19 protein-coding genes are annotated in these 19,340 nt (G+C 62.7%); 7 read left to right on the top strand and 12 right to left on the bottom strand.

Annotated features, from left to right (window positions below; all coding sequences use genetic code 11):
- From AWB74_RS33015 to acnA, 4 genes are all read left to right on the top strand, one after another.
- On the top strand, positions 1-192 hold a 192-nt coding region (locus AWB74_RS33015), incomplete at its 5' end, for a citrate/2-methylcitrate synthase (protein WP_087039333.1).
- Positions 193-282: 90 nt separating this feature from the next.
- Entirely contained in the window at positions 283-801 is a 519-nt protein-coding gene (locus AWB74_RS33010; RefSeq protein WP_061150813.1) for a hypothetical protein, read from the top strand.
- 31 nt (positions 802-832) lie between these two features.
- On the top strand, positions 833-2,284 hold the full coding sequence (locus AWB74_RS33005; protein WP_061150812.1) for a bifunctional 2-methylcitrate dehydratase/aconitate hydratase: 1,452 nt from the start codon (positions 833-835) through the stop codon (positions 2,282-2,284).
- A gap of 39 nt (positions 2,285-2,323) precedes the next feature.
- Entirely contained in the window at positions 2,324-5,029 is a 2,706-nt protein-coding gene (gene acnA, locus AWB74_RS33000; RefSeq protein ID WP_061127450.1) for an aconitate hydratase AcnA, read from the top strand.
- Between the two features lie 90 nt (positions 5,030-5,119).
- On the opposite strand, the gene AWB74_RS32995 is transcribed toward acnA, so the two are convergent.
- On the bottom strand, positions 5,120-5,443 hold the full coding sequence (locus tag AWB74_RS32995) for a DUF2917 domain-containing protein (RefSeq protein WP_061150811.1): 324 nt from the start codon (positions 5,441-5,443) through the stop codon (positions 5,120-5,122).
- A gap of 302 nt (positions 5,444-5,745) precedes the next feature.
- Between AWB74_RS32995 and AWB74_RS32990 the strand changes: the two genes are divergently transcribed.
- Positions 5,746-7,170, top strand: coding sequence for an aminotransferase-like domain-containing protein (locus AWB74_RS32990; protein WP_061150810.1), 1,425 nt, complete (start codon positions 5,746-5,748; stop codon positions 7,168-7,170).
- Between the two features lie 9 nt (positions 7,171-7,179).
- Here the strand turns inward: AWB74_RS32990 and AWB74_RS32985 are convergent, their stop codons facing one another.
- The 5 genes from AWB74_RS32985 to AWB74_RS32965 form a co-directional block, all read right to left on the bottom strand.
- Positions 7,180-8,010 (bottom strand): NAD(P)-dependent oxidoreductase, encoded by an 831-nt coding sequence (locus AWB74_RS32985; RefSeq protein ID WP_061150821.1) that lies wholly within the window; start codon positions 8,008-8,010, stop codon positions 7,180-7,182.
- A gap of 64 nt (positions 8,011-8,074) precedes the next feature.
- Positions 8,075-8,305, bottom strand: coding sequence for a regulator of G-protein signaling domain-containing protein (locus AWB74_RS32980; RefSeq protein ID WP_061150809.1), 231 nt, complete (start codon positions 8,303-8,305; stop codon positions 8,075-8,077).
- A gap of 222 nt (positions 8,306-8,527) precedes the next feature.
- The gene (locus AWB74_RS32975; RefSeq protein ID WP_061150808.1) at positions 8,528-9,139 is read right to left on the bottom strand and encodes a hypothetical protein; all 612 of its coding nucleotides are present in this window, start codon (positions 9,137-9,139) and stop codon (positions 8,528-8,530) included.
- A 38-nt stretch (positions 9,140-9,177) separates the two neighbouring features.
- A complete protein-coding gene (locus tag AWB74_RS32970; protein ID WP_061150807.1) occupies positions 9,178-9,951 on the bottom strand; it encodes a molybdopterin-dependent oxidoreductase in 774 nt (257 codons plus the stop codon).
- Between the two features lie 3 nt (positions 9,952-9,954).
- A complete protein-coding gene (locus AWB74_RS32965) occupies positions 9,955-10,572 on the bottom strand; it encodes a cytochrome b/b6 domain-containing protein (RefSeq protein ID WP_061150806.1) in 618 nt (205 codons plus the stop codon).
- Between the two features lie 116 nt (positions 10,573-10,688).
- Between AWB74_RS32965 and AWB74_RS32960 the strand changes: the two genes are divergently transcribed.
- Both AWB74_RS32960 and AWB74_RS32955 read left to right on the top strand, forming a co-directional pair.
- Positions 10,689-11,360, top strand: a complete 672-nt coding sequence (locus AWB74_RS32960; RefSeq protein WP_061150820.1) for a heavy metal response regulator transcription factor — start codon at positions 10,689-10,691, stop codon at positions 11,358-11,360.
- Positions 11,357-12,763 carry a heavy metal sensor histidine kinase gene (locus AWB74_RS32955; RefSeq protein WP_061150805.1) on the top strand — a complete coding sequence of 469 codons (1,407 nt, stop codon included), beginning with the start codon at positions 11,357-11,359 and terminating at the stop codon, positions 12,761-12,763. Before AWB74_RS32960 ends, AWB74_RS32955 begins: the two co-directional genes overlap by 4 nt.
- On the opposite strand, the gene AWB74_RS32950 is transcribed toward AWB74_RS32955, so the two are convergent.
- The 6 genes from AWB74_RS32950 to fdrA form a co-directional block, all read right to left on the bottom strand.
- Positions 12,751-13,668, bottom strand: coding sequence for a LysR substrate-binding domain-containing protein (locus AWB74_RS32950; RefSeq protein WP_061150819.1), 918 nt, complete (start codon positions 13,666-13,668; stop codon positions 12,751-12,753). The two genes, AWB74_RS32955 and AWB74_RS32950, sit on opposite strands and share 13 nt — an antisense overlap.
- 86 nt (positions 13,669-13,754) lie before the next feature.
- Complete coding sequence (locus tag AWB74_RS32945; RefSeq protein ID WP_061150804.1) at positions 13,755-15,017, bottom strand: cytosine permease; 1,263 nt, start codon at positions 15,015-15,017, stop codon at positions 13,755-13,757.
- 31 nt (positions 15,018-15,048) lie between these two features.
- The gene (locus tag AWB74_RS32940) at positions 15,049-15,441 is read right to left on the bottom strand and encodes an allophanate hydrolase-related protein (protein WP_200822067.1); all 393 of its coding nucleotides are present in this window, start codon (positions 15,439-15,441) and stop codon (positions 15,049-15,051) included.
- Between the two features lie 42 nt (positions 15,442-15,483).
- The gene (gene arcC, locus AWB74_RS32935; protein WP_061150802.1) at positions 15,484-16,446 is read right to left on the bottom strand and encodes a carbamate kinase; all 963 of its coding nucleotides are present in this window, start codon (positions 16,444-16,446) and stop codon (positions 15,484-15,486) included.
- Positions 16,443-17,762 (bottom strand): YlbE family protein, encoded by a 1,320-nt coding sequence (locus AWB74_RS32930; RefSeq protein ID WP_061150801.1) that lies wholly within the window; start codon positions 17,760-17,762, stop codon positions 16,443-16,445. The genes arcC and AWB74_RS32930 overlap by 4 nt, the downstream gene beginning before the upstream one ends.
- 18 nt (positions 17,763-17,780) lie before the next feature.
- Positions 17,781-19,331, bottom strand: coding sequence for an acyl-CoA synthetase FdrA (fdrA, locus tag AWB74_RS32925; RefSeq protein WP_061150800.1), 1,551 nt, complete (start codon positions 19,329-19,331; stop codon positions 17,781-17,783).
- Positions 19,332-19,340 lie beyond the last annotated feature (9 nt).

The following is a 19,340-nucleotide window of genomic DNA, read 5'->3' as shown; positions in this document are numbered from 1 at the left end:
TTCAGCGCGGTTTCGTATCACATGATGGGCGTGCCGACCGCCATGTTCACGCCGCTTTTCGTGATCTCGCGCACGTCGGGCTGGAGCGCGCACATCATCGAGCAACGCATCGACAACAAGATCATCCGGCCGAGCGCGAATTACACCGGACCGGAGAATTTGAGGTTCGTCCCGATAAATAAGCGAAAATAGAAGGCTGCGCGATCGGATTTCGCGACGCAGAGATCCACGCCGCGCGGCACACAGTCATTCAACCCCCATGTTTTTGAAAGGTTTTTTTCGATGAATAAACTTCTGATCGCTGCATTCGCCGGAACGCTGGCAACGACGAGCGTCTTCGTCAGCGCCGACGCCTTCGCCGCGACGGCCACCGATTCGAGCACGAGCAAGGCCACCTCCACGGCCAAGCGTCCTGCCCCGGCTCGCCGCCTGATCAAGCGCAGCCCCAAGGCCGAAGCGGCCGCGGCGGCAAAGGTTGATCCGATCCCGGAAGGTGCAGTGAAATGGGCGTGTAAGGACGGCCAGGCTTTCTACCTGAAAGGCGACATGAAGCGTGACACCATCGTCACGGTGAACTGGGCCAAGAAGGACTACAAGCTTCCCCGTCAGGACACGACGACGGGCGCAGACCGTTTCCATGATCCGGCGTCGGGCATGGACCTGGTCGTGATCCCGTCGAAAGCAATGCTGTTCTCCGACAAGGACTCGTCGCGCCTCGCCGACGAATGCGTGACGCCGGCCATGGCCGCAGGCGCCCCCGCGCCCACGCAGTCGGAACAGCTGATCAAGAACGTGCAGTAAGTCAGGCAGCACTTACATCAGGAATCATTCGATGTCCGCACCGATCACCAATGTCCGCCCTGATCCGGACAAGGTACTTGTCGATATCGTCGATTACGTTGTCAACTACAACGTCGACAGCACGCTTGCGCTCGAAACGGCGCGCAACTGCCTCATCGACACGCTCGGTTGCGGACTCGAAGCCCTCTCGTACCCCGCCTGCACCAAGCTCCTTGGACCCATCGTGCCGGGCACGATCGTCCCCAACGGTGCGAAGGTGCCGGGCACCCAGTTTCAGCTCGACCCGGTTCAGGCCGCGTTCAATATCGGCGCGATGATCCGCTGGCTCGATTTCAACGACACATGGCTCGCAGCCGAATGGGGCCATCCGTCGGATAACCTGGGCGGCATTCTGGCGACCGCCGACTGGCTTTCGCGCAATGCGATCGCGTCGGGCAAGAAGCCGCTCACGATGAAAGACGTCCTGATCGCGATGGTCAAGGCGCACGAAATTCAAGGCTGCATCGCGCTGGAGAATTCGTTCAACAAGGTCGGTCTCGATCATGTGCTGCTCGTGAAGCTCGCTTCGACGGCCGTCGTCGGGCAGATGATCGGACTCACGCGCGACGAGCTGATCAACGCGGTATCGCTCGCTTTCGTCGATGGCCATTCGCTGCGCACCTATCGTCATGCGCCGAACACGGGCTCGCGCAAATCGTGGGCCGCCGGTGACGCGACCTCGCGCGCCGTGCGTCTCGCATTGATCGCGAAGACCGGCGAGATGGGCTATCCGTCTGTTTTGACCGCTAAAACGTGGGGCTTTTACGATGTGCTCTTCAAGGGCAATGCGTTCGAGTTCCAGCGCCCGTACGGCTCGTACGTGATGGAGAACGTGCTCTTCAAGATCTCATTTCCTGCCGAGTTCCACGCGCAGACCGCGGTCGAAGCCGCGATGACGCTGCACGGCAAGCTGAAAGAAGCCGGCAAGAGCGTCGAGGACATCAGGAAGATCACGATCCGGACGCACGAAGCGGCGATCCGCATCATCGACAAGAAAGGTCCGTTGAACAATCCGGCAGACCGCGATCACTGCATTCAGTACATGATCGCCGTGCCGCTGATTCATGGCCGTCTCACCGCCGCCGATTACGAAGATTCGATCGCGCAAGACCCGCGCATCGATACGTTGCGCGCGAAGATGGAATGCGTGGAAGACACGCAATACACGAAGGATTATCACGACCCGGACAAGCGCTCGATCGCGAACGCGCTGACCGTCGAGTTCAACGACGGCACCCGGCTCGATGAAATCGCAGTCGAGTATCCGATCGGTCACAAGCGCCGCCGCGTGGACGGCATTCCGCTGCTCGTCGAGAAGTTCAAAACGAACCTCGCGCGGCGATTCCCGCAGAAGCAACAGCAGGCGATCCTCGCGGTGTCGCTCGATCAGGCAAGGCTCGAAGCCATGCCGGTCAATGAATATGTCGATCTGTATGTGATTTAGAAGAAGCACTTTCCTCGTCTTAGCCCAAGGAAAATAAACATGGCCCACAATCTCCACAATACGCTCAAGGAATTCGACAGCGGTTCCGGCAAAGGCAAGTTCTACTCACTGCCGCAACTCGGCGACGCACTGAAGGTCAAGATTCAGCGCCTGCCCGTTTCGATCCGTCTGGTGCTCGAGTCGGTGCTGCGCAACTACGACGGCAAGAAGATCTCCGAGGAGCACATCGAGCAACTCGTGAACTGGAAGCCGAATGCAGCGCGCGTCGATGAAATTCCGTTCGTCGTTGCCCGCGTGGTGCTGCAGGATTTCACCGGCGTGCCGCTTCTCGCCGATATCGCCGCGATGCGTGGCGTCGCGAAGCGCACCGGCAAGGATCCGAAGGCGATCGAGCCGCTCGTGCCGGTCGACCTCGTCGTCGATCACTCGGTGCAGATCGATCACTTCCGTGAGCCGAACGCGCTCGACCTGAACATGAAGCTGGAGTTTCAGCGCAACAACGAGCGCTACCAGTTCATGAAGTGGGGCATGCAGGCGTTCGATACGTTCAAGGTCGTGCCGCCGGGCGTCGGCATCGTGCACCAGGTGAACCTCGAATATCTCGCGCGCGGCGTGCACAAGAAGGACGGCGTCTACTATCCGGACACGCTCGTCGGCACCGATTCGCACACGACGATGATCAACGGCATCGGCGTGGTGGGCTGGGGCGTGGGCGGCATCGAAGCGGAAGCGGGCATGCTCGGCCAGCCGGTGTACTTCCTGACGCCGGATGTGGTGGGCGTCGAGCTGAAGGGCAAGCTGCGCGAAGGCTGCACGGCCACCGACCTCGTGCTCACGATCACCGAAATGCTGCGCAAGGAGAAGGTCGTCGGCAAGTTCGTCGAGTTCTTCGGCGAGGGCACGGCGTCGATCGCGGTGCCGGATCGCGCAACCATCGGCAACATGGCGCCCGAGTACGGCGCGACCATGGGCTTCTTCCCCGTCGACGAAAAGACCATCGACTACTTCAAGGGCACGGGCCGCACCGACGCCGAAATCGCCGCGTTCGAGCAGTATTTCAAGGCGCAGAAGCTGTGGGGCGTGCCGAAGGCCGGCGACATCGACTACACCAAGACGCTCACGCTGGATCTCGGCACGGTCGCGCCGTCGCTCGCAGGCCCGAAGCGTCCGCAGGACCGCATCGAGATCGGCAACGTGAAGAGCACGTTCACCGATCTGTTCTCGAAGCCCGTCGGCGAAAACGGCTTCAACAAGAAGCCCGCCGAGCTCGAAGCGAACTACACGACGACCGATGGCGTCAACGTGAAGAACGGCGACGTGCTGATCGCGGCGATCACCTCGTGCACGAACACGTCGAACCCGAGCGTGCTGCTCGCGGCCGGCCTGCTTGCGAAGAAGGCCGTCGAAGCCGGCCTGACCGTTGCGCCGCACATCAAGACGTCGCTGGCGCCGGGATCGCGCATCGTCACCGAATATCTGACGAAGACGGACCTGCTGAAGTACCTCGACCAGCTCGGCTTCACGCTCGCGGCTTACGGCTGCACGACGTGTATCGGCAACGCAGGCGACCTGACGCCGGAACTGAACGACGCGATCACGAAGAACGATATCGTCGCGGCAGCGGTGCTGTCGGGCAATCGCAACTTCGAGGCGCGCATTCACCCGAACATCCGCGCGAACTTTTTGGCCTCGCCGCCGCTCGTCGTCGCTTACGCGATCGCGGGCAACATCACGCGCGACCTGATGACCGAGCCGGTCGGCAAGGGCACGGGCGGCCGCGACATCTACCTCGGCGACATCTGGCCGACGAGCGAAGAAGTGCACGCGCTGCTCAAGTACGCGCTGGACGCGAAGGCGTTCCGCGAGAACTACTCGCAGCTCACGAAGGAAGGCGATCTGTGGAGCAAGATCGAAGGCGAAAGCGGTCAGGTGTATGACTGGCCGAAGTCGACGTACATCGCCGAGCCGCCGTTCTTCGGCAGCGACTTCTCGATGAAGCCGGCCGATTCGATCCCCGCGGTAAAGGGCGCACGCGCGCTCGGCATCTTCGGCGATTCGGTGACGACCGACCACATCAGCCCGGCGGGCTCGATCAAGGAAACGTCGCCGGCGGGCGTCTGGCTGAAGGCGAACGGCGTGCAGAAGGCCGACTTCAACAGTTACGGCTCGCGCCGCGGCAACCACGACGTGATGATGCGCGGCACCTTCGCGAACGTGCGCATCAAGAACCTGATGATCCCGGCGAAGGCGGACGGCACGCGCGTCGAAGGCGGCCTGACGATTCATCAGCCGAGCGGCGAACAGTTGTCGATCTACGACGCCGCGATGAAGTACATCGATGCCGGCACGCAGACCGTCATCTTCGCGGGTGAAGAGTACGGCACGGGCTCGTCGCGCGACTGGGCGGCGAAGGGCACGCAATTGCTCGGCGTGAAGGCCGTGGTCGCGCGCAGCTTCGAGCGTATCCATCGCTCGAACCTCGTCGGCATGGGCGTGCTGCCGCTGCAGTTCAAGGGCTCCGACAGCGTGCAGTCGCTCAACATCACAGGCGAAGAGACGTACGACATCGAAGGCCTCGGCGACGACTTCAAGCCGCAGCAGGAAGTCACGCTCGTGATCCATCGCAAGGACGGCAAGGAAGATCGCGTGCAGGTGCTGCTGCGCATCGACACGCCGATCGAAGTCGACTACTACAAACACGGCGGGATTCTGCCGTTCGTGCTGCGATCGCTGCTCGCGGCGTAAGAAAACTTTGCAGGTGACCGCGCTCGAAAGAGCGCGGGAACATTGGACCCGGCCACGGCCGGGTTTTTTTTCGCCGGGCTTTTTTCGCCCCTACGCTTTCAGGATCGCGATGTGAGCCGACGGCGTCCGGCGCGCGAACCACGCGCGCACGATCTGGCTCAGGCGCTGCGCGCTTCCGCGCGTCGAATCGGAAGCCAGCGAAAACCAGCTCGCGTCAGCCGTCGCGCTGACCCAGATCGTCGTGTACGGCTTCAGTTCGACGGACGCGCCGGCGTTCAGCCAGTGATCGCCGGTCTCGCCTTCGATCGTCAGCCAGAGCTGCCCGCGCTTGACGCGCAGGGTCTGCGGCCGATCGATCACCCAGCGCGTCGGCGCATCGCGCCGGTCGAGTTCGAAACTACGGATCTCACGCATGATGCTGCTCCTCAATGAACCGGTGGCCGCTGTATCGAAGTGAGCGCAGCCGTTGAGCGCATTATTCGACCGATTCCGAACACCTTGAATGAACACTTCTGCACAGTTGCAATGGAACTGTTAAGCTGAAATCACCGAACAGTTTGTATAGGGGTGTCGGATGTGTACACTATAAAGACAGCGCGGATAGCCATCTGGACAGGCTTGACGGCGGTTTTCGGATGCGTTCGAATGGCCGTCACGACACCGGCGAACAGCAAAATCCAACTGTTCACTCATCCCGACCGAACACTTAAAACACGATGAACGCACTTCCGCTTCATATCAACGGCGGCACCGGCGTGCCGCTGACCGAGCAGATCGTCAGCCAGATCGAGGCAATGATCCGCTCGCGCCGCGTGCTGGCAGGCGCCAAGCTGCCGTCGATCCGTCAGCTGGCCGCCGAGCAGCGCATCAGCCGCTTTCCGGTCATCGAGGCCTACGACCGCCTTGCGTCGCGCGGGCTGATTCAGCCGAAACACGGCTCGGGCTTTTACGTGGCCGATCACGTCGAGGAACACGACAGCAAAACGAGCAACTGCGATCCGCGCCTCGCCGAAGAGGAATCGAACCAGATCCTTCAGCAGTTCAACTACCCCGGCGAGACGCTGAAGCTGTCGAGCGGTTTCGTACCCGAAGCCTGGCGCGACGTGGACGGTCTCACGCAGGCGATCCGTCAGGTGTCGCGCGTCGACGTGTCCAGCGTGGTCGACTACGCCCTTCCCCACGGCGACACCAATTTGCGCCAGCAGATCGCCATGCGGATCAACGCGCTCGGCATCGACGCCGATCTGCCGAACGTGATGATGACGAGCGGCGCGAGTCAGGCGTTCGATCTCATCGTGCGCTACATGCTGAAACCGGGCGATACGGTGTTCGTCGAAGATCCCGGTTACTACAATCTTTTCGGCTTGCTGAAGTTGCAAGGCGTGCGGCTCGTCGGCGTGCCGCGGCTCGCGAACGGACCGGATGTCGATGTCGCCGAGGCGCTGCTCAAGCAGCATCAGCCGAAGCTCTTCTTCCTCAACACCGTGTTCCAGAATCCGACCGCGACCAACATCGCGCCGCAGGTCGCGTTCAAGTTGCTGCAACTCGCGACGCAGCACGGCTTCACCATCGTCGAAGACGACATTTACGCCGACTTTCAGGCCGTGCCGACGCAACGGCTCGCGTCGCTCGACCAGCTCGATCGCGTGATCTACGTTGGCGGATTATCGAAGACCTTGTCGTCGTCACTGCGCATTGGCTATCTCGTGGCGAATCGCGAGCTCGTCAAGAATCTCGTCGACGTGAAGGTGCTGACGAGCCTCGGCGGCTCGCGTTTCGCGGAGAGCGTCGCGGCGAGCCTGCTCGAACGCGGCACGTATCGCAAGTATCTGGAGCGTTTGCGCAAGCGCGTGCGCGATTCGCTGTCGAGCGCGGTGCAGACGCTCGAAGCGCACGGCTGGGACGTATTCGACGAACCGAGCGGCGGCAACTTCGTCTGGGCGAAAGTGCCGGGCATCGACGATTCAGCGGTGCTCGTCGATGAAGCTCTGAAGTTCGGCGTGACGCTCGCACCGGGCAGCTACTGCCGTCCGAACGGCGAAGCGTGTCCGTGGGTGCGCATCAACTCCGCCTATGCGGGCGACCGGCGCGCGACGCGCTTCTTCGAGCACATGCAGGAAACGGCTATTGCGCGCGTGTAGCGTCGCTCATCAGGCGCGTCGGCCGAAGAAGCGTTCGAGCGCATCCGTCGCGTCCCTGTCGCTCGCCAGCCGCGCATAAAGCCCCGCCGCGCCTTCGTAGATGCGATGCTCGGCGAACTCGTCGCCGATGAACTGCGCGATCTCTTCCATCTCCGCGACCCAGCGATACGCCTTCGGCGGCATCTTCGGCACATTGCCCGCGAGCCACGCGGCAAGCGCGGGCTGGCTTTCCGCGAGTTCCGCGAAGAGCGCGTCGCCCGCGCCGTTACGCATCGCGGCGAGCGACATGGCCGAGCCGAGCGCGGTCAATCCCTTCGTGATGCCCGCATACGACATCTTGAGTGCGGATGCCGCACCGATGGGACCGTCAAGCATGCGCACGACGAGGCCGGCATCGGCGAGCGCCTGTGCGCGATGCGCGTGCGGCCCCGACATGTAGAACTTGGGCGACGACGGCGCGCCGATGATCGCGCCATCCACGAACGGCGTGCCCGTTGATGCGAGCGTGCGCTCGATCTTGCCGACGGTATCGGGATTGATCGCATTGCAGTCGATATAGACGGGACGCACGCTCGCGCGTCCGAGCACGGGCGCCATGCGTTCGGCGGTCTCGACCGCGACCGCGGGCGGCACGATCGACAGCACGAATTCGCAGGCGGCCAGTGCTTCGAGGCTCGCGTCTTCCATGCCGGCTTCGCGTGCGCGCGTTGCGCTCGCGCTGCTGCGGCCTTCGAGCGATGTCAGCACGCGCGCGCCCGCTTGCGTCAAAGCGCGGCCGATGGCCGATCCCATACTGCCTGCGCCGAGCAACGCGACGGTCGGTTGATTCGATCGAGTCACTTGCACGCTCCGTGTGGTCGAAATGGAAACACAGAATACGCTTGCGAGCATGAAAGCGCTCGCGTCATTCGCTTTCGTCGCTTTCGGAGGTACACAGCTTCCAGAGTGCATCGAGGCGCATCAGCATGTCCTGCCCTTTCTGCGTAAGAAGCGGCATCGAGTCGCCGGTTGGCATGCGTCTGATCTCGATGAGCGCTTCCTGTCGAAGATGCGTCGTGCTCTGTCCGGAGACTTCGACTTGATGAGGCGAGCGTTGAACCAGCAAGAGCGTGGAAATTTCGTGTGGACTGAGCATTCGGTTCTCCTGGCATCGGGTGAGCGTCTCATCGCATCCTAGAAGGCGAAGCTGGCAGTTCGGCTACGCTATTTTTTCCGCGTGTTACACCGTTACACTCTCGAAACTGGCACTTATTGCAGGATGCTTTCGTTCAACTTTCTATTCGATATCCTTAACAACTCGAAGATGACAAAACGCCCGCCGGCATCAATCCGGCGGGCGCAGGCAAAGCGCGATCGCTTACATCGGCGGCACGACGTCATCCTTCTCAACGACGATACGCTGCGCCGCAAAGTCCGATCCCGCCGGGCTCGCGACGACGAACACCTTCTTGCCGGGCTTCAGATCGTCGTGCGTCGCGGGCGCGAAAGTCACGACAGGCACGTTCTCCGGCACCGTCACCGCATTCGAGCCGCCCTTGTACGAAAGCTTCAGATCGCGGCCGCTCGTGCCCTGCACGACCTGATCGACGTTCGCGTTGGTCATCGAGCTCTGCGGACCAAGGTCCCATGCATAGTGGCCTTCACCCGTGCCGCGCGCGGCTTCGGGGAACACGAGCACTTCGGTTGCGGTGAGCTTGCCGTCGGTGCCGGTGGTCGCCGCCGTGCCGACGAACGAGCCCGGCTTGATGTCCTGCAGCTTGATGTTTTTCAGCGCGGTCACCGGCGTGTCGGCCTTGACGGCGATCTTCACCGTGTCGCCGCTGCGTCGATGCACGGTGAGCGTATCGCCGGACAGCGACACGATATCGCCACGAATGCGCGCAGGCTTTGCAGCGGGCGTCTGAGCGAAGGCGGCGGAAGCGAGTGCGAGCGTCACGATGCTGACGCCGAGTTTCATGCGAATCGACATGCGTTCTCCTTTCGATGGATGTAAAGCAAAGTAGTGGATTACGAACCGCCGAACCAGTTGTAGCCCTGGTTCTCCCAGTAACCGCCGGGATAATCATTCGTCACGGTGATCGCGACGATATGCTTCGGATTCTTGTAGCCGAGCTTGGTCGGCATGCGCAGCTTCATCGGAAAGCCGTATTTCGGCGGCAGGATCTGGCCGTCGTAAGTCAGCGTGAGCAACGTCTGCGCGTGCAGTGCGGTCGGCATATCGATGCTCGTCGAGTAGTTGTCGGCGCAGTGAAAGGCCACGTATTTCGCGCTCGTATCGGCGCCTGCGAGCGCAAGAAAACGCGCGAAGCGCACGCCGCCCCACTTGCCGATCGCGCTCCAGCCTTCGATGCAGATATGCCGCGTGACCTGGCTTTCCTGCGGCATCGCGTGCAGTTCGTCGAGCGTCCAGACACGCTTGCCTTTCACGAGTCCGCCGACTGCCAGCCTGTATGTCGACGGATCGACTTCCGGCACTTCGTCGATGTCATAGAACGCGTTGAAAGGAAATGGCCGCGTGATCATCGATTCCGGATACGTCGGCGCGAGCTTGTTCGGGTCGAACAGCAGCGCCTGCACGTCGTCGTTGAAGAACGAAATGCGGCGCAGCATCGCGTTGACGGATTTGTCGTCGGTGATATTGCAGCCCGACAGCATCGCGAGCCCTCCGAGCGAAAGAATGCGCTTGCCGAATAAACGGCGCGCCGGCGCCTTTAATTCCTTCGCGGCATCCTTGATGATGAGCTCGGCATCGGGCCTCGATTTGAATAGCTTGAGCGACATGGCTTAACGACCTCGAATCATCAACACGAGCGAGCGCGGCACGAGCGCAACCATCGCGATATGCACGACAAAGAACGCCACCAGAAAGCTCATGCCGAAGAAATGCACGACGCGCGCGCTGTCATAACCGCCCATCAGCGTGCGCAGCAACGGAAACTGCACGGACTTCCACACCGCGAGTCCCGACAGAATCACGATCACGATGTCCACAGTCACCGCGAGATACGCGAACTTTTGTACGGCGTTGTAGTGCGTGAGATCATCGTGGCCGAGCTTGCCGCGCAGCGCATCGAACGCATCGGTGAAAACGCTTTTGATGGACAGCGGAAACATGCGGCGGCGAAAGCGTCCGGTGACGAGATTCATCGCGAGATAGACGATGAAGTTCGCGACCAGCAGCCACATCGCGGCGAAATGCCATTGCAGCGCGCCGCCGAGCCAGCCGCCCAGCGTGATCGCGGGCGAGAACGTAATCGATTTGAATATCGGCGATGCGTTGTAGATCTGCCAGCCGCTCGTCACCATGATCAACACGGCGAGCGCGTTGAGCCAGTGCGTAATGCGCAGCCATAGCGGTTGTACTTGCACGTCGTGCCTCGCGTATGAGATGACGAAGGGCATGTTAGCGGCGCGGCGCTGATCGATCGATGACCTCTCGATGACTTTTTTGTCATCTTTCGCGGGACATGCAGCAGCTCTGGCTAGAATGTCGGCAATTCATCGAACGCAGCGCCAGCATGACCATCCTCGTTATCGAAGACGACCGCAAGACCGGCGACTACCTGAAAAAAGGGCTCATCGAGTCCGGTTATCAGGTCGAACTCGTGCGCAACGGCACGGATGGACTGCATCAGGCGCTCGCGAACAACTACGAGCTGATCGTGCTCGACGTGATGCTGCCCGGCATCGACGGCTGGCAGATCATGTCGGCCTTGCGCGCGAAACGTGACTTGCCTGTCATTTTTCTCACGGCACGCGATCACGTGACGGACCGCATTCACGGGCTCGAACTCGGCGCCGACGATTATCTCGTCAAGCCTTTCTCATTCACGGAACTCGTGCTGCGCATCCGCACGCTGCTGCGGCGCGGCGTGATGCGCGAATCGGACACGTTTCAGATCGCGGATCTCCATGTCGATGTCCTGCGCCGCAAGGTCACACGTAAAGGTATCGATATCGCGCTGACGAACAAGGAGTTCGCGCTGCTGCATCTCTTTTGCAAGCATCAGGGTGAAGCGCTTTCGCGCACGCTGATCGCATCGGAAGTGTGGGACATGAATTTCGACAGCGACACCAATGTCGTCGATGTCGCGATCAAGCGGCTGCGCGCGAAGATCGACAATCCGTTCGATCTGAAGCTGATTCACACGGTGCGCAGCATCGGCTATTCGTTCGGGGAGAATCCTTGAACCGGCCTTCGCGTTCGCTCGCGGTACGCATCGCGCTATCGTTCGCGGTGATCGTGTGCGTCGTCGTGGGCATGGTCGGCGCATCGCTGTATCACGCGACGAATCTCGCGCTCTCCACGCGGGCGGATTATCAATTGATCGGACGCGTCGAGCATTTTCGTTCGCTGCTGCACGATCTCTACACGATCAAGGAAATCGAAGCACGTCCCCGCCTCTTCGAAACGATGCTCGGCGACCGGCAGGACGTCATCATCTTTCGCCGCGCGGGCGTCACGCCTTTCATCAACGTGAATCCCGAACAGATGCCGCTGCCGCCGCTGAAGGTCGTGCCGGTGACGCGTCCCATCGGGCTCGACGATCTCTACGAAGGCACGCGCGCGGATGGCGTGCGCATGCGCTGGCTCGGCGCGCAGGCGCGTATCGGTGAAAGCGGCGAGGTCGTGGAGATCATCGCGGCTCACGTGATGACGCAGGAAGCGCATGTGTTATCGACGTATCTGGTGCGCGTGTGGATCAACGTGATCGGCGCGGTGCTCGTCACGCTGCTGCTCGCCTGGTGGGTCACGAGCCGCGGGCTGAAGCCGCTCAGATCGATGGCCGACAAAGCCGCGGAGATCACGCCGAACCAGTTGTCTTCACGGCTCGATGTCGCGCATGCGCCCGCGGAATTGCAGAGTCTCGCCGCTTCGTTCAATGCAATGCTCGATCGTCTGGAGCACGGCTACGAGCGTCTGCTGCAATTCTCCGCCGATCTCGCGCATGAATTGCGCACGCCCATCGGCGTGTTGATCGGCGAAACGCAGGTCACGCTCGCGCATGAGCGCAGCGTCGCGGAATATCGCAGTGTGCTCGAATCGAATCTCGAGGAACTGGAGCGGCTCGCGCGCATCGCGCAGAACATTCTCTTTCTCGCACAGGCCGATCACGGGCCGCAACGCATCGAGCGCGAGCGGCTCGATATCCGCGAGGAGCTTGAAACGATTGGCGCTTATTTCGAAGGTATCGCCGACGAGCGCCGCATCACGTTCGAAATCGACGCTGACGGCGAGATGCTCGCGAATGCGATCATGTGCCGCAGAGCGATCGGCAATGTCGTCGTGAATGCAGTGCGTTATGCGGCGGCGGGGACCGTCGTGCGCCTGAGCGGGCACGCGGACGAAGAAGGCGCGCGCATCGTCGTGGGCAATCATGGCGCGCGCATCGGACAGGAAGAGCTCGAAAAGCTCTTCGACCGCTTCTATCGCGGCGACGCGGCGCGCAGCGAGTTCACCGAATCGAGCGGGCTCGGGTTATCGATCGTGCAGGCGATCATGCGTCTGCATGGCGGCAGCGCGTCCGCCACATGCACGCAAGACGGATGGATCGAATTCACGCTGCACTTTCCGTCCGCTCACGCGATGTGACCGGAATCGCCGCATAACCACGCACGCATCTGCGGCTGGAGCAGATAGTCGACGCACCACGCCCTCACCTTGCCGACGCCATCGGAGCGATGCGCGAGAAACAGCCGCGTCGCATGCTTCTGTTCCTGAATCGACTTGCTGACGAGGCGGGCGTCGCTGAATGCCGCGCGAATGTGTGCCGGCACATAACCGATCGCCGCGTTGCGCGCGATGATGCGCACGGCCATCGAGAAATCGGGAACGAAGATCGGCTTCTGTCCTTCGAGGAGCCACGCATGCATCGAATCGAAATCGATCGACGTGTCCTTGATGCACACGGCCGGATATCTGCGCAGTTCAGCGCTTGGCAGCATATGACTCGCATCCGCGAGCGGATGTTCCGCGCCCACGAGGAACTCCCATGCGAGATTGCCGAGCGGAACGCTCGTGATGCCATCGGTCTTCGGCACGAAGTGCGGCGCGCCGATCACGAGATCCGCCTTGTCGGCATATAGCGCGTCCCAGCAGCCGTTGTAGACCTCCTGTTGAATCGTCACGCGTGTCGCCGGAAACGCCTGTTCGAGATCGCACACGAACTGGATGAGCGCATCGCGCGGCACGATGTTGTTGACGGCCACGGTGAGCTCGGGCTCGACGCCGCCCTGAACGATGGCGAGATTGCACTTGAGCGCCAGCAGGTCATCGAGAATCGACTTGCTGTGCGCGATGAAATATTCGCCGGCGGCCGTGAGCCTGATATAGCAGCCGCGCCGCTCGAACAGCTTCGCGCCGAACGATTCCTCCAGCTTCCTGACCGTATAACTGATCGCCGACGGCACCTTGTTCAGACGTTCCGCTGCCGCCGTGATGCTTTCGTACTGCGCCACCATCCGGACTATCCGGATGCTTTCGTCCGATGTGAACATCGAGCCTGATCCCACATGAGTGTTCTTCTTCCGACACGCGAAAAGGGCGCGGATGCACCGCGCCCTTTTCGCTCACATAATCCGCGTCAATGCCGGCTTGGCCTGACGGCGCCGCGCGCCGGTGCGATGCGGCTCAGAATCATGTAGCCGACGCACGCGACGAGAATCGAATCGAGCGACGGGATCGACGTGACCGTGAACATGCCCTTCACGGTGGCGAAACCCGTCAGCGATCCGAGAATCCACGCGACGAACGTCATGAACTTGACCTGCGGCTCGCGCACGAGCGCGGCGGGATCATACCCCGCGCGGCGATACATCGCGAAGTCGGCGATATAGATGCCCGCGACGGGCGGCGTCGCGATGCCGAGGAACAGCAGAAACGGAATGAACCACGACATGATGTCCATGCTGCCGACGATCGCAGCGAGCACGCCGAGCGCCACGGTGATCTGCCACTTCGGAAAGCGCGTGAGGAGTGTCGAGGTGACGAGCGTGCCCTGAAACATGTTGCCCGCGTTGCCAGTCACAGTCGCGAAGATCAGCATCAGTGCGGCGGGCAGGGTCGCACCGAACATCGCCATCGCGGCGAGCAGCGAGTTCTTGCCGGTCAGTGCGCTCGGTGTCGCGCCAGCCCAGTAGAGCAGCGGATAGGCGATCAGGAACGCGAGCAGCGCGCCGCCGATTGCATGCTTGCGGTTGTGCGTGAAGCTGCCGAAATCCGGCAGCGTCGCGACGAGCACGATGATCGTTCCGACCACCGACGACACCGCGACGCCCATCGGCATGGCCGACATCATCTCGACGGAGGGCGCCTGGCCCCCGAGCGCTACGCGCACGAGATAGCACAGCATCAGTGCGATGACCGGAACGGCGAACTGTGCGATCTTGCCGAGCACGGCGAAGCCGAACGCGGTCGACGCGACGAAGATCACGCAGCCGATCGCGACCAGCAGCGGCACGGGCACATGCACGCCGTGCTGCGCGAGCAGATCGGCGACCGAATGGCCGAACATGCTGGCGGTGACGGCGATCCATCCGAACAGGCTGATTGCCAGCAGGACGTTGATGGCGATCGCGCCCTTCTCGCCGAACGGATATTTCACGATGCCGTAAGTCGGCAGGCGCGCCTTCTCGCCGACCGAGATCGTGATCGATGCGAGGATCGCGAGAATCAGGCTGCCGATGCACACGACCTTGATGAGATCGCCGTTCGACATCTGGTTGCCGAGGCTCGACGACGACAGCAGCACCGGCGTGACGGCGATGCCAAGCAGGATCATCGCGATTCGATGGCCGGGTGCGGTGCTCGACACCGCGCTTGCCCGGCTCTCGTTTGACTTGCTCATGACAGTTCCTTTGGAGTCTTGCCCGACCGATTCAGGGTGTGTGGCGATGGCCGGTGTATTCGCGCCATCCGCCTGACGCGGTGATTTCCTTCTGTCCTTCGACGAGCCACGGTTCCGCGAGCACGCCGAGCACTTCGCTGCCGTCCGCGAGCACGACCTTGCCGATCGAGAGGCCTGCAGGTTCGCTCAGCAGGAGCGTGCCGAGACTGGCCATCGGCAGCGCCCAGACTTCGAGCGATACGGCCACGCCGCCGCTCTTCACGCGCAGCATGCCGGGATGGCGATCGCCGATGCTCCAGATGCGATAGCACGCGTCCGTGCGGTCTTCGCGCACGAATTCGCCGTGCGCGGCGATCATGTTGTGATTCAGCTCGAGGCCGCGCATCAGCGTGCCGTTCACTGCAAGCAACGTCTTGTCGTTCATTATTTCGTGTTCCTTATTGAATTGGAGGATGCCGTCGCATCTTCACGGCGTGATCCAGGTTCCCGTGCGGCGTTCGAGTGCGGGTTTAATCGCCGCCGGGCTCGTGATGAGACCTTCGCCCGCGTGGCCGTCCGGTCCCGCGTGCGACACGAAACGCAGAATCGCTTCCACCTTCGGCAGCATGCTGCCCGCGCCGAATTGCCCCTGCGCGATGAGCTCGCGCGCCTCGCTCACGCTCATCGTGTCGAGCCAGCGTTGCTCGGGCGTGCCGAAGTTCACCGCAACCTGCTCGACGCCCGTCGGAATGAGCAGGAGATCGGCCTTCAATTGCTGCGCCAGCAACGCCGATGCGAGATCCTTGTCGATGACTGCCTCGACGCCCTGGAGCTTGCCGTTCTTGCGAACCACCGGAATGCCGCCGCCGCCGCATGCGATCACCACGCAGCCCTGCGCGAGCAATGTAGCGATCACATCGCGCTCGATGATTTCCAGCGGCTCCGGCGACGGCACCGTGCGCCGCCAGCCGCGCCCCGCGTCTTCCATCAGGGTCCAGCCGTACTCTTCCTGACGCTTCTTCGCGGTCGCTTCATCGAAGAATGCGCCGACCGGCTTGCTCGGCTTCTCGAAGGCCGGATCGTCCGCGCTCACGCACGTCTGCGTCACCAGTGCAACGACACGCCGCTCGATGCCGCGCCGCTTCAACTCGTTGGTGAGCGCCTTCTGGAACATGTAGCCGATCGCGCCCTGCGTATCGCCCACGGCGTAATCGAGCGGCACGGGCGCGACTTCCTGCGCGGCGAGTTCCGAGCGACGCAGGATGAAGCCGACCTGCGGGCCGTTGCCGTGCGTGAGCACGACGTTCCATCCCGCCGCGATCATGTCGGCAATATGCGTCGCGCTTTCCGTCACTGCTTCGTACTGGTCGGGAATGCTCAGATGATGATCGTCGCGAATGAGTGCGTTGCCGCCTACGGCGACGACGGCCAGAGGTTTTCGAATCGTCATGATGCTCGTCCTTCGTGATGTTTCACTGCATCGGCCAGTGCCTTGATGGCTTCGACGAAGCACTCCATCGGCGCGGTCGTGATGCCGGCGCCGATCTGCCCGACGCCCGCTTCCTTATGGGCGATGCCCGTGTTGATGACCGGCAGGATGCCGCGATCGGCGACCTTGCGCGCGTCGATGCCCGCTGCGGTCGGTGCGAAATTCAGCGCTGGCAGCGTGAAAGCCGGATTGCCGCCCGCCGTTTCAGTGATCGCGCTGTCGCCGAGATCGGCGGCGGCATCGTCCACACCGTAGCCGGGAAAGAACAGGCCTTCGACCGGATTGGCTTTCGCCTGGAACCAGCGGCCGCCCGTGCCCGACAGACGGATGCCGAAGTTCACGCCATTGCGCGCCATCACCGTGACCATCGAGCTGAACGGGACGTTGGCGGCGGCATCCATCATCGACTTGCACGCGGCCATCGAAATGTTCAGGAAGAAGTGATCATTGGCGATGATCGCCGCGCTCGCTTCGCGGATCTGCGCGAGCGGCAGCGGCGTGCCGAGCAGCGCCGGCACGATGCGCTTGATGAAAAGCCCGGTCGCCGCGCTGTTGCGGTTGTGGACCTCGTCGCCCATGTGCAGCGCCTGCGCCATCAGCGGCTTCAGTTCGATCTCGCCCGACACGGCGAGCGCGGCCTTCAGCGCGGGCGCGAGCGTCGCCTTCATCCAGCGCAGCCGTTCGAGCACTTCCGTACTGTTTGCGCCGAAGCGCAGCACCTTGCCAAGGCCTTCGTTCAGATTGCTGTAGGTGCGGTGCCCGTTGACCTTGTTTTCGACGACGAAGAGCGGCATCGACGGGCTGATGATGCCCGCCATCGGACCGACGGCGTCATGGTGATGACACGGTTCGAGATCGACCTTGCCGTCCAGGATCAGACGCTCGGCCGCGGCGTGATCCGCCGCCCAGCCTTCGAGCATCACTGCGCCGATGATCGCGCCCTTCACCGGACCGCACATGTCGTTCCACGCGATCGGTGGCCCGGAGTGCAGGATCAGCTTGCGTTCGTTCATGGCGGGAAGCGCATCGGCGGCCGTGACGACATCGGCGAGCACGGGCTGCGCTTCGAGATAGCGCGCGAACGCAGCTTCGTTCGCCGCCTCGACGAGCGGATGACGCATCAGCCAGGCGAGATCGAGGCCGGCGTCGACGTCGCCGAGTGCGGGCGGCTGCCAGTTCGCGTGGATGACGTCGCCGCCCGCGAGGCGCAGGTTGTCGGCGAAGCTCGACAGCCCGCAGTTCACCACTTTCAGTGGCTGACCAAACAATCGGTTCATTCTCTTGCTCCTGTTCTTTTACGCGTGACGCTGCGCCTGCAGGCGCGCGACGCGGCTCGCCCACAGCGCGGCCTCGGCATTGCATCCGGCGACCAGCACGCCGGCTTCACGCAACGCATCGATCTGACGGTTTCTGACTTGCGGATCGGCTTGCGTGCCGCACACGTGCGCGATGAGCACTGGCCTGTCATCGCGCGGTGCCCGTGCGAGCAACGCGATGAGGCCCTGCGCCGGTTCGCTCGCCGCGCCGTAGCCGAGCACGAGATCGAACAGCACGACGGCCGTTTCGGGATCGAGCATCTCGGCGCGCACGCGCTCGTCGCGCAAGGTCGGATCGATCATCGGATGGGGACGGCCGCGCGTGAAATCGTCGTCGCCCATGTCGACGATCGTGTGGCCCCGGCTCGCCCAGATGTCCGCGAGTTTCGCGTTGCCTTTCACCGGCGTGTTCGAGCTTGCTTCAAAGCCCTCGTCACGGCACAGCAACTGGCTTTCGTAGCAGAAGGTGCCGCCCGCGAACACGCCGCGGATGAACCTGCGCCGCGCGCCGAGCGCTTCACTGTGCGTGGCGAGCGTCGCTTCATCGTGCGGCTCGACGCGCGCAAGCGTGGCGGGCAGCGGCGCGCCGTTCAGCAACGCGACGGCGAACTGCGCGGCATCGACGAGCGTCGCGGCAGGCGTGATGCCCGGCGCGCGCATCTCGTCCTCGGCCGCGCCCAGGAAATTCACGACGACGGGTTTGCCCGCCTTCTGCGCGCGCTCGAGAATGCGCTCTGCCACCGCGCGCGCGGGCGGCTTCGAGATCAGCACGATCACGCGCGTGTCGGGGTCTTCGGCGAGTGCGTCGAGGCCGAACTGCATCGAGATTCCGCCGATCTCTTCGTGCAGGTCGTGTCCGCCCGTGCCGAGCGCCTGCGAAATGCCCGCGCCGAGCTGATCGATGCGGCAGGTCACTTCCTGCAAGCCGGTGCCCGAGGCGCCCACCACGCCGATGCCGCCGCGCCGCACCACGTTTGCGAAGCCGAGCGGCATGCCGTTGACGATGGCGGTGCCGCAGTCGGGCCCCATGACGATGAGCCGCTTCTCGCGCGCGAGCGTCTTGATGGCCTTTTCCTGCGCCATGCTGACGTTGTCGCTGAAAAGCATGACGTTCATGCCCAGTTGCAGCGCCTTGATGGCTTCCGCCACCGCGTAGTCGCCCGGCACCGAAATGAGCGCGAGGTTCGACGCCGCGTCTTCTTCGCAGGCCATCGCGAGACTCGTCGGCGCGAGCGCTTCGGTCGTCTGCGCTTCGGGGCTCGCCGCGCGCGCGCTCAGGCGCTCGCTCGCGAGGCGCAGCGCTTCGTCGCAGGCCGCTTCGTCGCCGCGCACGGCGATCACGAGATCGTTCGGGCTCGCCTGCACGTCGGCGCCGAGGCCGGCGTCGGCGAGCTGCACGAGATTGGCCGGCGTGCCCATGACGACCGACGCCTGCTCGACGCCCGGCAGCTTGCCGATCTGCGCCGAAATCTGCATCAGGGAAACCGAATCCTGATATAGATTCTTGAAAGTTTCGATTTTGGTGGCCATTGCACCTTC

Origin of the sequence: Caballeronia arvi, from assembly GCF_001544695.2 — a bacterium.
Classification (GTDB): Bacteria; Pseudomonadota; Gammaproteobacteria; order Burkholderiales; family Burkholderiaceae; genus Caballeronia; species Caballeronia arvi.
Note: the sequence above shows the minus strand (reverse complement) of the source record. Positions and strands in the feature narration are given on the sequence as shown.